This window comes from Corynebacterium stationis, assembly GCF_001941345.1.
In the GTDB taxonomy this organism is placed as follows: Bacteria; Actinomycetota; Actinomycetes; order Mycobacteriales; family Mycobacteriaceae; genus Corynebacterium; species Corynebacterium stationis.
Genome location: NZ_CP009251.1, coordinates 304,213 through 318,580 on the forward strand (window position 1 = coordinate 304,213; position 14,368 = coordinate 318,580).

The window sequence follows — 14,368 nt, forward strand, 5'->3', positions numbered from 1 at the left end:
TGGTCGGGATAACAGGATTTGAACCTGCGACCTCGTCGTCCCGAACGACGCGCGCTACCAACCTGCGCCATATCCCGAATATCGCAATCTTGTGCGGTACAAAGAAATTATAACGCCGGGGTGGGGTGCGCCCCCAAATCAGGAATCACGAATTTGGGAGTGAACTATTTTTAGCTACTGAGCTTTTTCGGTGATGCGCAGCAGTGTTGCCGAAGGGCGGCAGAAGATACGCACGGGTGCGAACTTAGAGGTGCCCAAGCCATTGGAGACGTGCATCTTCATCGGGCCAAAGTCGTGCAGGCCTTGGACTCGCTTGCGGTCAATCCCAGAGTTGGTCACTAAGGCGCGGGAGCCAGGCAGGCAGATTTGCCCGCCGTGGGTATGGCCAGAGAGCGAGAGTTGGTAGCCATCGGCAGCAAACTTTTCTAGCACGCGGGGCTCGGGGCTGTGCAGCAAGGCCAGAGCAAGGTCCGCGTCCTGGTTCGGCATACCGGCGATATCGGCGTAGTCATCCAAATCATGATGCGGATCATCGACGCCAGCGACAGCTAATCGCACGTTGCCGACCTGGAATTCATGGCGGGCTTGGGTGGCATCGCGCCAGCCATGCTCCATGAAAGCCGCCCGCATGCCGCGCCAGGGCAAATCGACATAAGACGGTTCGCGCTTGGCGCCCCACAAGTATTTAAACGGGTTTACCGGGCGCGGTGCCCAGTAATCATTGGTACCAAAGACGAATAGACCCGGGTATTTCATCAAGGGGCCAATGGCTCGCAGGACATCGGGAACACCGGCTACATCAGAGAGATTATCGCCGGTATTGACCACCAAATCCGGTTCGAGGTCAGAAAGTGCGGAAACCCACTCAATTTTTTCCTCTTGCCCTGGAATCATGTGCAGGTCGGAGATGTGGAGAATCTTAAATTCCTTGTCACCGCGCAAAGTGCCTGGTTTTAGCAGCGGCACGGTTACTTCCTTGAGCTCGAATTTGGTCAATTCGGAGTAGCCCCACGCGGCCGTTGCAAGGCCTGCGAGGGCTGGAGTTAGGAGTAATGGCACTATTTTCTTCACGCAACCAGCCTACAGGGGTAAATTAGGAAACTATGAGTCAGTTAAAAGAAACCATCCGCGCAGACCTCAAGACCTCAATGAAGGCAAAAGAAAAAGAACGCACCGGTGCAATCCGTGCTCTCCTCGCAGCTATCCAGGCAGAAGAAACCACTGGCGCCCGCCATGAAATCACCGATGAAGACGTTTTGAAAGTCATCGCGCGTGAGATCAAAAAGCGCCGCGAATCCGCACAAATGTATGCAGACAATGACCGCCCTGAACTGGCTGAGGCAGAGCTTGCTGAGGTGCCTTATTTCGAGGCATACCAGCCGGCGCAGCTGGGTGATGCTGAGTTAGAAAAGCTTGTCGATGACTCCATCGCCGAAGTTGGCGCTGACTCCATGGCACAGATGGGCCAAGTCATGAAGATAGCTACCGAAAAGGCCGCTGGAGCCGTAGACGGCAAGCGTCTCTCCGACGCAGTTAAGGCCAAGCTAAGCAGCTAGCGGGTTGAGTAAAGGCGGGCACCAGGGAGAAAATCTGGTGCCCGCCTTTTGGCGTGCTTGAGGTAGCTAAGTGTTAGTTGAAGCCGAAGGTGCGACGCAGCTCATTGGTGAAATCATCGATGTCGTCTTGAGAAATCAACGGCTGCGGATTGCGGTTGCCGCGGCCATTGCTTCGTCCATTGTTGCGGCTATTACTTTCGCCGCTATTACCGTTGCCTGAGTCCTGGGTATTGGAGTCGCTGGTATCAGGGGCTGTGTAGCCAGATCCGTCAGAGATCTGCAGAGTGATCTCGGCGCCATCGGCAAGCCCATCGCTGCCCTTGAGTGCGCGTACAACGGTACCTGAAGCTTGTGCATCCGGAACTGAGATAACGCGCACGTGGTAGCCTTCTCCCTCGAGCTTTTGGCGAGCAGAGCTTTCGCTGCGGCCGCGCACGGACTCTAAGAGACCAGTGGACTTACCGCTGTCATAGGCGCGGTCATAGTCGGAGATGGTGCCACTAGTAGCCGACTGGAGCTGCGTGGCCATGCCGAAGAAGGTGCGAGCTGGTTCGGTACCGCCGAAGAGCGTCCCGTTGCCACACTGGCGCACGGGGCTGGTGCACAACGAGGAAGTATTGGTGCCGTCATTGTAGATATAAGGCGCTGCTGATAACCCAGAGTTAAAGCCCAAGAAAGCAGCCGATTGGTTGGACTCGGTGGTACCGGTCTTTGCAGCGATCTGGCCATTCCAGCCCATCTGATTGGCAGCTGCCTCAGCAGTACCAATGTGGGCATCGGCAGTCATCGCATTGGCGAGTGCATCGGCAGCTCCGCTATCCATTACGCGTTCACAAGGCGTTGATTCGACATATACTTCATTGCCATTGCGGTCGGTGATATGACCAATCGGATCTGGCTCGCACCAGGTGCCATGGGCAGCCAGAGTAGCGCCGACATTGGAAAGCTCCAGTGGGTTTACCGCGGTAGGTCCCAACGTGAAAGAACCCATTGGGGCTTCCTTGGCGTAATCCGCGAGTGAGTAGTCCTCGTTGAAGCTGCCTTCCTTGGCGTAGCTGCGCAAGCCCAGCTTCACAGCCATATCTACGGTCGCCTCAATACCTACTTGCTCTTCTAACTGAATGAAGGTGGTGTTTGGCGAATGCGCTAACGCTTCTTCAAAAGTCATGCGTGGCTTGTAGGTGCCAGCGTTTTCAACACAGTAACGGTTAGCCGGGCAATTATCGGCGCCGCCGAAACCAAGGCCTTCCGCGTCATAGCGAGTGGGAACGTCCAGCATATTCTTAATGCCATAACCTGCTTCCACTGCAGCAGCTGCAGTAAAGACCTTGAAAACAGAGCCTGCACCGTTACCCACCATGGAATAAGGCTGCGGCAACAAGGTCTCATTTTGGTCCAGATCCAATCCGTAGGTCCGGGAAGAAACCATTGCGAGTACATCGCGGTCGGTTTCAGAAGGGCGAACCACGTTCATCACCGATGCCACGCCAGCAGCATCCGAGGAGGTCTGGGCGTTAACCGATTCCTTCGCGCGGTCTTGCACCACTGGATTCAACGTGGTGTCAATGGTGTAGCCGCCACGGGCTAATTCCTCCGTGGTGATTCCGCGTTCGTCTAAATATTCAAGAACATAATCGCAGAAGAAACCGCGGTCACCGGCGCCAATGCAGCCATTAGGTAAGGTGCTTGGGCGATCTAGCACGCCTAAAGAGTCGGTGTTAGCCTCATCGGCTTCAGCTTGGGAGATATAGCCATTGCCCACCATCGATTGCAGCACTGTCGCACGACGCTTGAGTACCTCTTCCGTATTGGTATACGGGTTCAAGTATTCAGAGGACTGCACCATGCCGGCCAGCATTGCAGATTGTGGCAAGGTTAGCTCATTAGCACTGACGCCAAAATAGGTGCGTGCAGCTGCTTCGATGCCATAGGCATGGTTGCCGAAGGGGACAAGGTTGAGGTAGTTCGCCAGAATCTCATCTTTGCTCAATTTCCGGTCAATCTCCGCAGCCATGCGAATCTCACGCAGCTTACGGGGAATGGACTGTTCAGTGGCAGCCTGGCGTTCTTCGTCCGTGGTGGCATCGACAAGCAAAAGGTAGTTCTTTACGTACTGCTGGTTCAGCGTTGATGCACCCTGGGATACACCACCTGCCAGCACGTTAGTAGCTAGCGCGCGGAAATTACCCTGGATGTCTACGCCTTCATGCTCGTAGAAGCGATGATCCTCAATGGAGACGATCGCATCTTTCATGTTTTGCGAGATCTGATCGGGCTCGACAGGGTGGCGGCGCTGATTGAACAGGTAGGCCATGTTGTTGCCCTCGGAATCACGGATGGTGGTTACCCCCGGGATAGTGCCCGCTTCCAGCGCTTCGATGTCCGATTCCATAGCATCGGATGCAGTGGCAACCGCGACACCAGACAAGCTCGCTGCGGGTGCTAGGGCAACGGCAACGAGCACGCCAATAATGACGGTGACCAAAGAGATTCTTCCTAGAGCTTTCACCCCCAATACCCTACAAGGTCTGCGCGCGGGAGGAAACAAATTAACTCCCCCCTAAAGTGTGACCTGTTAGACACGTTGCGAATGCTGTGAATACACTTACTACCAGAGCGTGAATACGCCTCATGAGATTATGTGTGGATAAGCAGAAGGAGCGCCAGATGACCGTGAGCTTGAAGATGTCAACTCAGGCGGACACCTACAATGCGACAACCCCAGAACGCGGGGAGTGGGTGACGCAAGCTAAGTGTCGAAATGGTGACCCTGATGCACTTTTTGTGCGCGGTGCGGAGCAGCGTAAAGCTGCCGTTATTTGCCGTCACTGTCCTGTCCTTAATGAATGTCGAGCAGATGCTCTAGATAACCGCGTGGAATTCGGTGTCTGGGGCGGACTAACTGAGCGCCAGCGCCGTGCGTTGCTGCGCAAAAACCCACACATCACTAACTGGGCTGATTATCTCGCCCAAGGTGGAGAACTAGAAGGAATCTAAGGGTGTACAGGGGCACAGCCTGTACACCTGAAATAGACGTATGAACTAGTCGTATGAACTAACCGCACGAATTAACTGCAACCGGAATATGCGCTGCACCCCACTTTGTGCCTAACTGGCACGGGGCGCAGCGCTTTTGTTTATGATGGGGCGCATGAAGAAATGGGAATATGCAACCGCTCCGGTCTTAACTCACGCCACCAAGCAAATTCTTGACTCGTGGGGAGAAGACGGCTGGGAGTTGGTCACGATCACACCAGGTATGAATCCAGAAAACGTAGTTGCTTACTTTAAGCGCGAGGTTCAATAAAATATGTCTTTCAAAGCACGTCTCGAAGAACTTGGATACACCCTGCCACCAGTTGCAAAGCCGCTGGCTTCTTATGTTCCAGCGACCGTTGTTGGTAACCAGGTCTGGACCTCTGGCCAGCTTCCTTTGATTGATGGCGCACTGCCTGTTACCGGCAAGGTCGGTGCTGAAGTTAGCGCAGAAAAGGCGCAAGAGCTCGCGCGCGTCAGCATCCTTAATGGCCTAGCAGCTATCGATGCTGAGGTCGGCCTGGATAACGTCACCCGTGTCATCAAGGTCGTGGGCTTTGTATCCTCGGCGCCAAATTTCACCGGTCAGCCAGCAGTCATCAATGGTGCTTCGGATTTCATCGGGGAACTTTTCCAAGAAGCTGGCGCGCACGCTCGCTCCGCAGTTGGCGTTGCCGTACTGCCGAATGATGCGCCAGTGGAGCTAGAACTCATCGTGGAATTTGCCAAGTAATAGGTTAGGCTGACACATATGGAGCATCCTGCATATAGTCAACTGCGTCCTGTTACGCAGCACGCCGGTGTAGTGTTGTGTGACAACCCCAGCTACACAGCGCTTGAAGGTACAAATACGTGGATTATTAAAGGCGATGAAGATGGTGCCGCCATCGTGGTCGATCCAGGACCTGATGATGAAGGGCACCTCAACGTCGTCACCGCCCAGTCCGGCGGGGAAGTAGCCCTCATTGTGCTCACGCACCGGCATGATGACCATGCAGCGGGAGCCCTTCGTTTGCGTCAGTTAACAGGCGCGCCTATTCGCGCCTTTGACCCGAGCTACTGCAGTAAGGGCGCCGAGCCACTTGTCGATGGCGAAATTATCTCCCTCGATGGCATCAGCCCAACCCTAGAGGTAGCTCATACCCCAGGGCACACCAGTGACTCGGTGAGCTTTTTCGTGTGGGCAAGCCAGCCGCAGGAATCTGAGCTTGAAGGCATCGTCAGCGGTGATACCATCGCTGGGCGCCACACCACCTTGCTTTCTGAAACCGACGGTGATCTTGAGGCTTATTTGAAGTCTTTGGACATGTTGGAAGAGCGCGGCAAGAATGTGCCGCTGCTGCCAGGTCATGGTCCGGATCTGCCGGATGTTTCAGAAGTAGCACGCAAGTATATAGACCGCCGCCACTACCGATTGGACCAGATTCGTCAGCTGTGGGCGGAGCACGGCAAAGATATTGAACTCAAAGTCATGATCGATGAGATGTATGACGATGTAGATCCAGTCCTGCGTCACGCCGCAGAGCAGTCAACTCGCGCAGCGTTAAAGTATTTAGACGCACATCCAGAAGAGGTTTAACCGCCGTCTAAAGCAAAAGACCCAGTGATTCATTCACTGGGTCTTTTGCTTTGGGTTTTGTGGAGGTGGAGCGTTGGCGCCACCTTGACGAAGATTCAGGCTGGTGTTTACTTAACGAGCGCGCTTGGCGAGGTGCTCGGTGTTGACGATGACAACCGACTTGCCTTCGAGACGAATCCATCCGCGGTGAGCGAAGGTAGCCAAAGCCTTGTTGACGGTCTCACGTGAAGCGCCAACCAGCTGTGCAATTTCTTCTTGAGTCAGGTCGTGGTTCACGCGCAGTGAGCCACCTTCTTGCACGCCGAAGCGGTTTGCCAGCTGCAGCAAGGTCTTTGCCACACGGCCCGGAACGTCGGTAAAGATAAGGTCAGCCAAGGAAGCATTGGTGCGACGCAGGCGACGAGCCAGCACACGCAACAGCTGCTGTGCAATAGCAGGGTGGTCAGAGACCCACTGCTTGAGCATTTCCGAGTTCATGGTGGCTGCCTGAACCTCAGTCACACACACTGCGGAAGAGGTACGTGGGCCTGGGTCGAAGATGGACAACTCGCCGAACATGTCGGATGGACCCATGATGGTCAGCAGGTTCTCACGACCATCGGGAGCGTGGCGAGCCAGCTTAATCTTGCCGGCGGTGATGATGTACAGGCGGTCGCCTGGCTCACCTTCCTCAAAGATGGTGGTGCCGCGTGGGAAACGAACAGTTTCCATTTGCTCAATCAAATTATTGACAGCTACCGGGTCGACACCCTGGAAAATGCCAGCGCGCGATAAAATTTCCTGTACGCCTTCCACGTGCGTCTCCTTTACTTTTAACGCCTAAAATCTTCAACACTCCACATCCTACAGTGGAATTAGTCACTTTAGTGCAATTCCCCCCAAATAATCACGGAAGTCCCGTATAGGGAATCACTTGGGGCAGAGGACGAAATGCTTAACTACCGAGCACTTGTGTTTCGAGTTTTTCCATCAAGATGGCAAAGAGTGCCAACCCGACGGGTACGAGTACTACTAAAACGATCATGTCTTAGAGTCTAACTAATGAGAAATTGATAAAGTTCCCAAACCTCGATTTTTCTCATTTTAGTTCACTGGCACAAGGAGATTGACCATGGGCAGCGGCATACGTGACGAGACCAAACGCGCGGAATATATCAATGAAGTCTTAGCTGAGACCTATCCAGATGCACATTGTGAATTGGACTTTACCAACGCGCTGGAGTTGACTGTGGCCACCTTATTGTCCGCGCAAACAACCGATGTGCGCGTTAACCAGGTAACCCCGAAACTCTTCGCGGCCTATCCCACCGCCGAAGATTATGCTCAAGCCGATGAAAAAGACATCGAAGACGTTATTCGGTCGTTGGGGCTTGCTCCTTCGAAATCCAAGCGACTGGTGGGGATGGGACAAAAGATCATCGGCGACTTTGAGGGTGAAGTGCCCACGAGCATTAAAGACCTAAGCTCCTTGCCCGGAGTTGGGCGCAAGACCGCTTTGGTTGTCCGCGGTAATGCTTTCGGCATACCTGCACTAGCCGTAGATACCCACGTTAAACGGGTTACCTTCCGCCTTGGCATGGTGGAAGACGCGACCGAGCTAAAAGTAGAAAAGCAATTATGCGCCGTGGTGCCGGAAGAAGAATGGATGATGTTTTCACATCGAGTAATCTTCCACGGGCGCCGCTGCTGCACTGCTAAAAGCCCTGCATGCGGACGATGTCCCCTACTCGATGTCTGCCCATTTCCTGCGCCTGCCCAAGATAGTTAGACTCAGAACGAGATTAAGGGCACTAAGCTGAGAAAAAGAGGTACGTGGTGAAAAAGAGCGTGGTCTTTTCCATCCTGATCGCAGTGGTGCTGACCATCGGGGTGATTGCGCTGGCAATGTCCAACCTAACTACCGGCAACCCAGACGCCTCCGATGTCAGCGCTGAATCGGCAACCACTACTCAAGGGGACAGTCTGACAGATGAGACTGTCCCGGACGAGGCAGTTTCGGAAGAAGATGCATCGACAAGCGAAGTAGCGACGCGACCTGACTGCCCAGCGGGACCAGTCGCCGGGGTTGAACTGCCGTGCTTAGGCGGGGAAACTAGCTCGGATAACGCCACCGATTCTGGCATTTCCATCGTTAATATTTGGGCTTGGTGGTGCGAACCCTGCCGCGAGGAACTGCCCTATTTGGAAGAAATCGCACAAGCACACCCCGAATGGGACGTGGTGGGTGTGCACGCAGACCGCAACGCCGGCAATGGCGCGGCTTTCTTAAACGACCTAGGCGTCGATCTGCCCAGCTACCAAGATGACTCCAATCTGTTTGCCGGAACCTTAAGCCTGCCTGGGGTCATTCCCATTACTTTGCTCGTGGTTGATGGGGAAGTAAAGGAACGTTTTATCCAGCCGTTTAAGTCCACAGAAGAAATAGAGACAACCATCACAAAGGCACTAGCTTAAGTGGCTAGGATGGGGGACATGGCAGAAAAGTTCCCCGTTGCTGACTCACCGGGCGTTAATACCACGCTGTCTCCGGAGAAAGCGCCACACTGGTTGCGCTCGGCTTTAGACGTCACTGGCGAGGATGTCGTTGAGATCATCGGCAAGCGGGCGCAGCAAGACGTGTTGCCGTCACCGAAGTCTGCTGCGGTGCTCATGCTTTTAGGCGGAACAAGCGCCGATGATGCAACGGTGCTGTTGACCCACAGGTCACCGCACCTGCGTTCACATTCTGGCCAAATCGCTTTTCCAGGTGGAAAAATAGATTCCACCGATGCCAACCTTATCGATGCAGCGCTGCGCGAAGCCTGGGAAGAAACCGGCTTGGATTGCACGTCGATTACTCCGCTGGCGCACTGGGGGGAGACCTTTGTGCCGGTACGCGGTAACCGGATTAATGCGGTCTTGGCGCATTGGCACACACCGGGCACTGTTGGTGTGGTCAATCCTGAAGAAGCTGACGATGTTTTCGTGCTACCAGTAGAGGAATTGCTCGCGCCAGAAAACCGCATGATGCTGGCCTGGGATTACTGGACCACGCCCGCGTTTCGCGTCAATGGCTATGTTATCTGGGGTTTTACCGCTGCGGCATTGACAACTTTATTTTTAAAAACCGGCTGGGAGCAGGAGTGGGATCAAACTCCCCGCCTGGATTTACGCGCGGTGATTGCGGCCTCGCGTAATAATGAGCGGAGGGTCTAGTAAAGTCCTGTAAGTTACGCAGTAAACGCTCAAGGGAGAATTTGTGGATCCAGCCTGGATAGTTGATGGCTTCATTGTTGTAGCTGTCCTTGCAGCGATGACAACCGGCTGGCGCCAAGGCGGATTGGCGTCCTTACTCTCTGCCGTAGGAATTCTCGCAGGACTCATCAGCGGCCTCGGCGTTGCGCCAATGGTGCTGCAGATAACCGACCAAGTTGGTATCCGCTTCCTGCTGGCCTTAGGAATGCTGATCTTGCTGATCGGGCTGGGCCAGCTCTTAGGCTCTGCCTTGGGCCATGCAATTCGCGACCGTATGAAAACCAAATCCGGACAGCGCGTGGATTCTTCATTCGGCGCAATTTTGATGTCCGTATTCTCCCTCGTCCTGATTTGGCTCATTGCCACCCCGATGGCGACGGGCCTGAGCAATAGCGTGGGTAAAGGAGTGCGGGAATCTGCAATTTTGCGCGAAGTTAATAAGGTCATGCCAGATGAGCTGACCCAATTACCGCGCAGCATTTCGGGAATGCTCAATGACTCGGGCCTGCCACCGGTCGTGATGCCGTGGGAAGACGGCTCTTCCGTTGATGTTGAAGCGCCAAATATTGAAGTGGCTGACCAAGCCATGGTTCAAGACATACGCCCTTCGGTGGTGCACGTTATCGCTGATGCCGATGGCTGCCGCCGGCGCATGATGGGCTCCGGCTTCGTTACCGCGGATAACTATGTGGTGACCAACGCGCACGTGGTGGCCGGAACACAAACGGCTTACGTGGATACCGTGGTCGGGATCAAAGAAGCACGCGTGGTTTATTACAACCCAGAAGTTGATATCGCTGTGCTGCGTGCAGAAAATCTGGGGCTAGAACCTCTAGCGTGGGCGGATGGTCCTGCATATACCGGTGACGATGCTGTGGTGATGGGCTTTCCACACTCTGGACCCTTTACCGCGAATGCCGCGCGTATTCGCGAACGGGTCAATATTGCCGGGCCAGATATTTACTCCAATAGCCGCGTTGAACGCGAGTCCTATATCTTGCGCGGCACCGTCGTGCAGGGCAACTCTGGTGGCCCGCTGATTTCTCCCGACGGCAGGGTTCTAGGCCTTATCTTTGGTGCTTCCGTCGATGACACCGATACCGGATATGCCATCACCGCCGAAGAAGTACGTTCCCATATCGGTGATGTGACCCGGTTTGAAAACTCCGTCGATACGCAAGAATGCGTCGCGCAATAATGTGGCATCAAATAATTGCAGGTTGAAGGCATAAGTAAAGCTCGCGCCTGAAGGTTTGTTCAACCTTTCAAGGTGCGAGCTTTAGCTATTTACCAGCGCTACTCGTGGAGACCGAGGTTCTCGCCGGTGCCGAGCTCAATATGCATGCCCGGAACCGAGTTGATGAGATTTCGGGTGTATTCCTGTGAAGGATTATCGAAGATTTCATCGGTAGTGCCTTGCTCGACCACAGCACCCTTTTGCATGACGACGACATCGTCAGCAGTCTGGCGCACGACCGCTAAGTCGTGGGTAATAAACAGGTACGACAAGTTGAGGTCGCGCTGAAGTTCAGCCATCAGCTGAATGATCTGGTTCTGCACTAGGACGTCGAGTGCTGACACAGCCTCATCCAAGACAATGACCTCAGGATTAAGTGCGAGCGCGCGCGCGATGGCGATGCGCTGGCGCTGGCCACCAGATAATTCATCGGGGTAGCGGCGCATGGCAGAACGTGGCATCGCAACCATATCGAGTAGCTCGGCGACGCGAGCTTCGCGCGCCTTGCGGTCACCTATCTTGTGCAGACGCAGGGGTTCTTCGATGCACTTGAAAATCGAATACAACGGGTCTAAAGAACCATACGGGTTCTGGAAGACGACCTGCATTTTCCGGCGCAGCTGGAAGAGTTCCTTGCTGTTTAACTTGGAGGTATCCGTGCCTTCATAAAAGATGCTGCCGGAAGTTGGCTCTAGAAGATTCAGCACCATATTTGCGACCGTGGACTTGCCCGAACCGGACTCGCCCACCAGCGCCAGGGTAGTGCCACGACGCAGGTCAAATGAGACATTATCGACTGCCTTGAATTGCTGCTTCTTGCCGCGCGAGTCACGAACGTTAAATTCCTTGGTCAGATTGCGCACCGAAATGACAGCTTCATCAGAGTGCTCTTCCGCTGCACCAGCAATCAGCTCAGAAGATTCAATGCCAGCTTCACGGGCAGCGCGAATGCGTGATGACGCAAGGGACGGAGCGGCAGTGACCAAACGCTTGGTGTAAGGGTGCTGCGGGTTTTGCAGAATCTTGCGCGACGGACCTGATTCCACGATGCGCCCGCGGTGCATAACAATGAGGTGCTCCGCGCGCTCTGCCGCAAGACCCAAGTCGTGAGTAATAAATAGCACGGCGTTGCCGAGTTCTTTGGTCAGGGATTCAAGGTGATCCAGAATCTGCTTCTGCACTGTGACATCGAGAGCCGAGGTAGGCTCATCGGCAATTAGCAGTTTCGGGCGAGCCGCCAAACCAATGCCGATGAGGGCACGCTGACGCATACCGCCAGAGAACTCGTGTGGATATTGCTTTGCGCGTGCCCCAGCATCGGGAAGGCCTGCTTCTTCCAGGACTTGGACGACGCGCTCTTTACGCTTGGAACCCTCGACGACGTGATTGGCCTTGAGCGATTCCTCAATCTGAGTACCAATACGCCACACTGGGTTGAGGTTCGACATCGGGTCCTGCGGCACCAAACCAATGTGGGAGCCGCGGATACGCTCATAGTCCTTGTTGCTAAATTTGGTGATGTCCTCACCATCAAAGACAATCTGACCGTCGGTCACCTTGCCGTTACCAGGCAAAAGGCCCAAAATAGACATCGCCGTGGTGGACTTACCTGAGCCGGACTCACCCACAATAGCGACGGACTGGCCAGGGTAGATGGTCATGTCGACGCCACGAACTGCCTCGACGATTCCGGTAGAAGAAGAAAAGGCAATCTTGACACCTTTCATCTCCAACAAGGGCTTCTCAGCGTTATGTTCAGTCATGGTTATCGCTTCCTTGCCTTTGGATCGAGCGCGTCACGAACAACATCGCCCATCATGATAAAGCTCAATACGGTCAAAGCCAGCGCACCAGCAGGGTAGAACAAGACCATAGGTTCTTGACGCAGTGATGCCTGAGCTTGGGAAATATCTCCACCCCACGAAACAATGGTGGGCGGAAGGCCAATACCTAAGAAGGACAGTGTTGCCTCAGCGACGATGAAGGTACCCAAAGCCACGGTGGCGTAGGAGATAATCGGTGCTGCGGCGTTAGGCAGCACGTGGCTAAAGAGGATCCGCCATTTGGATGCGCCGATCGAAAGCGCTGCCTGGACGAACTCTTCATTCTTAACAGACATCACGGCACCGCGGGTAATACGGGCGATGCTGACCCAGCCAAAGAGCCCAAGCACCAAGACCACGGTGATAACCGTGCGGTATTCCTTAAACATCTGCATGACCACGATGGCTGCCAGAACCAGTGGAATAGCGAAGAAGATGTCAGTGATACGCGACAAGATGGTATCAACCCAGCCGCCGAAGAAGCCCGCAATAGAACCGATTAGCGCGCCAACGATGGTGACCAAAGCAGTGGTGAGAACACCTACGAGTACCGAAGCGCGTGCGCCGTAGATAACGCGTGCGTAGATATCGCAGCCTTGGCGGTCAAAGCCAAAGATGTGGCCTGATTCTGCAGGGTTCAAGGAATTTGCCAGACTGCAGGAACGTGGGTCAACCGAGGTAAAAATGGACGGAAAAAGCGCGAGCAGCAAGGCGATCAAGATCATGACGGAGGCAACCCAGAACAATGGGCGCTTACGCAGGTAGCGCCAGGCTTCCGCCCACTGCGATGAAGGAGCAGATTCATCCTTGACAGCGTCTACGGCACCAAGACCAGTCTCATCAGTTTCAGCGATGTAGTGGTCTTGACCAGGGCGGCCGGGGGATGCCAAGAATTCTTCGGCGAGGTCATGTGGGTCTGTATTGCGATCGATATTAGGCATAGCGAATCCTTGGGTCGAGTACCGCGTAGAGAAGGTCAACCAACAGGTTGGCGACGATGTAGATGACTACGAGGACAGTGGTAAAGGACACGATGGTGGTAGGCTCGCCGCGCAGAATTGCTTGGTAGAGCGTGCCACCGACGCCGTTGATACCGAAGATGCCCTCAGTAACAATGGCGCCAGTCATCAGTGAACCGAGGTCAGCGCCGATGAAGGTAGCCACTGGAATCAGCGAGTTACGCAGCACGTGGCGGGTCATGACGTTGCCGCCTGACAAACCTTTAGCTCGGGCAGTACGCACATAGTCGGCGCGCATATTTTCACTAACGGATTGGCGTGTAAGGCGAATGATGTAAGCGCACGAGAGTGCACCCAGCACAATTGCTGGCATGAGCAGGGATTCGAAGGATTCGTCTCTACCAACGGTCACGGGGAGTAGGTCCCAGCGAATACCGACAATGTACTGGAATACGAAACCGGTAACGAAGGAAGGAACTGCAATAACCAGCAAGGAGACAACCAGCACGGTGGAGTCAAAGAAACCACCGCGGCGGATACCAGAAAATACACCGAAGGCAATACCGAAGATGGTTTCAAAGATGATCGCCATAAATGCCAGCTTGAGCGTTACTGGGAAGACATTGCTCATGACCTCGGTAACGGGCACTCCAGAGAAAGTAGTACCAAAGTCCAAGGTGAGAATCCCTTTGACGTACAACAGATACTGAACGATAAATGGCTTGTCTAGGTTGTATTCTGCCTCGATGCGGGCCCGCGCAGCTTCCGTAAGGCCGCGGTCACCGCCTAGTGCCTCTACCGGGTCACCCGGCATGAGGAAGACAAGTGCGTAGATGAGCAGGGTGGCTCCGAAGAACACCGGAATCATCTGGAGCACTCGTCGCCCGATATAGCGCAACATAAATGTGTCCTTTACAAAATTGTGGGTCTACCTACCGAATCCG

General features: G+C 54.4%; 15 protein-coding genes and 1 tRNA gene. 9 read left to right on the forward strand and 7 right to left on the reverse strand.

Features of this window, described 5'->3' with window-relative positions; genetic code table 11:
• Positions 1 to 77, reverse strand: a tRNA-Pro gene (locus CSTAT_RS01530).
• Positions 78 to 174: 97 nt separating this feature from the next.
• A complete protein-coding gene (locus CSTAT_RS01535; protein ID WP_156845079.1) occupies positions 175 to 1,071 on the reverse strand; it encodes a metallophosphoesterase in 897 nt (298 codons plus the stop codon).
• Positions 1,072 to 1,103: 32 nt separating this feature from the next.
• On the opposite strand from CSTAT_RS01535, the gene CSTAT_RS01540 reads away from it, so the two are divergent.
• Entirely contained in the window at positions 1,104 to 1,556 is a 453-nt protein-coding gene (locus tag CSTAT_RS01540) for a GatB/YqeY domain-containing protein (RefSeq protein WP_066792269.1), read from the forward strand.
• Between the two features lie 73 nt (positions 1,557 to 1,629).
• Here CSTAT_RS01540 and CSTAT_RS01545 read toward each other — a convergent pair whose 3' ends face one another.
• The gene (locus tag CSTAT_RS01545) at positions 1,630 to 4,041 is read right to left on the reverse strand and encodes a transglycosylase domain-containing protein (protein WP_419186539.1); all 2,412 of its coding nucleotides are present in this window, start codon (positions 4,039 to 4,041) and stop codon (positions 1,630 to 1,632) included.
• A gap of 182 nt (positions 4,042 to 4,223) precedes the next feature.
• Between CSTAT_RS01545 and CSTAT_RS01550 the strand changes: the two genes are divergently transcribed.
• The 4 genes from CSTAT_RS01550 (at position 4,224) to CSTAT_RS01565 (ending at position 6,171) form a co-directional block, all read left to right on the forward strand.
• Complete coding sequence (locus tag CSTAT_RS01550; RefSeq protein WP_066792271.1) at positions 4,224 to 4,553, forward strand: WhiB family transcriptional regulator; 330 nt, start codon at positions 4,224 to 4,226, stop codon at positions 4,551 to 4,553.
• 154 nt (positions 4,554 to 4,707) lie between these two features.
• A complete protein-coding gene (locus tag CSTAT_RS13405) occupies positions 4,708 to 4,863 on the forward strand; it encodes a Sp36 family protein (protein ID WP_003846100.1) in 156 nt (51 codons plus the stop codon).
• A gap of 3 nt (positions 4,864 to 4,866) precedes the next feature.
• Entirely contained in the window at positions 4,867 to 5,325 is a 459-nt protein-coding gene (locus CSTAT_RS01560) for a RidA family protein (RefSeq protein WP_075722242.1), read from the forward strand.
• A gap of 18 nt (positions 5,326 to 5,343) precedes the next feature.
• The gene (locus CSTAT_RS01565; protein ID WP_075722243.1) at positions 5,344 to 6,171 is read left to right on the forward strand and encodes an MBL fold metallo-hydrolase; all 828 of its coding nucleotides are present in this window, start codon (positions 5,344 to 5,346) and stop codon (positions 6,169 to 6,171) included.
• Between the two features lie 111 nt (positions 6,172 to 6,282).
• On the opposite strand, the gene glxR is transcribed toward CSTAT_RS01565, so the two are convergent.
• Entirely contained in the window at positions 6,283 to 6,966 is a 684-nt protein-coding gene (glxR, locus tag CSTAT_RS01570; protein ID WP_066792274.1) for a CRP-like cAMP-activated global transcriptional regulator GlxR, read from the reverse strand.
• A gap of 316 nt (positions 6,967 to 7,282) precedes the next feature.
• Between glxR and nth the strand changes: the two genes are divergently transcribed.
• The 4 genes from nth to CSTAT_RS01590 are packed head-to-tail and all read left to right on the forward strand — an operon-like array spanning position 7,283 to position 10,603.
• Positions 7,283 to 7,939 carry an endonuclease III gene (nth, locus tag CSTAT_RS01575; RefSeq protein WP_075722244.1) on the forward strand — a complete coding sequence of 219 codons (657 nt, stop codon included), beginning with the start codon at positions 7,283 to 7,285 and terminating at the stop codon, positions 7,937 to 7,939.
• 44 nt (positions 7,940 to 7,983) lie between these two features.
• Positions 7,984 to 8,625 carry a TlpA family protein disulfide reductase gene (locus CSTAT_RS01580; RefSeq protein WP_244892875.1) on the forward strand — a complete coding sequence of 214 codons (642 nt, stop codon included), beginning with the start codon at positions 7,984 to 7,986 and terminating at the stop codon, positions 8,623 to 8,625.
• 18 nt (positions 8,626 to 8,643) lie between these two features.
• Positions 8,644 to 9,366 carry an NUDIX hydrolase gene (locus CSTAT_RS01585; RefSeq protein WP_075722246.1) on the forward strand — a complete coding sequence of 241 codons (723 nt, stop codon included), beginning with the start codon at positions 8,644 to 8,646 and terminating at the stop codon, positions 9,364 to 9,366.
• A gap of 43 nt (positions 9,367 to 9,409) precedes the next feature.
• A complete protein-coding gene (locus CSTAT_RS01590; RefSeq protein WP_075722247.1) occupies positions 9,410 to 10,603 on the forward strand; it encodes a MarP family serine protease in 1,194 nt (397 codons plus the stop codon).
• Between the two features lie 98 nt (positions 10,604 to 10,701).
• On the opposite strand, the gene CSTAT_RS01595 is transcribed toward CSTAT_RS01590, so the two are convergent.
• The 3 genes from CSTAT_RS01595 to CSTAT_RS01605 are packed head-to-tail and all read right to left on the reverse strand — an operon-like array spanning position 10,702 to position 14,325.
• Positions 10,702 to 12,405, reverse strand: a complete 1,704-nt coding sequence (locus CSTAT_RS01595; RefSeq protein ID WP_075722248.1) for a dipeptide ABC transporter ATP-binding protein — start codon at positions 12,403 to 12,405, stop codon at positions 10,702 to 10,704.
• A gap of 2 nt (positions 12,406 to 12,407) precedes the next feature.
• The gene (locus tag CSTAT_RS01600; protein WP_075722249.1) at positions 12,408 to 13,406 is read right to left on the reverse strand and encodes an ABC transporter permease; all 999 of its coding nucleotides are present in this window, start codon (positions 13,404 to 13,406) and stop codon (positions 12,408 to 12,410) included.
• Complete coding sequence (locus CSTAT_RS01605) at positions 13,399 to 14,325, reverse strand: ABC transporter permease (protein WP_066792280.1); 927 nt, start codon at positions 14,323 to 14,325, stop codon at positions 13,399 to 13,401. The genes CSTAT_RS01600 and CSTAT_RS01605 overlap by 8 nt, the downstream gene beginning before the upstream one ends.
• Positions 14,326 to 14,368 lie beyond the last annotated feature (43 nt).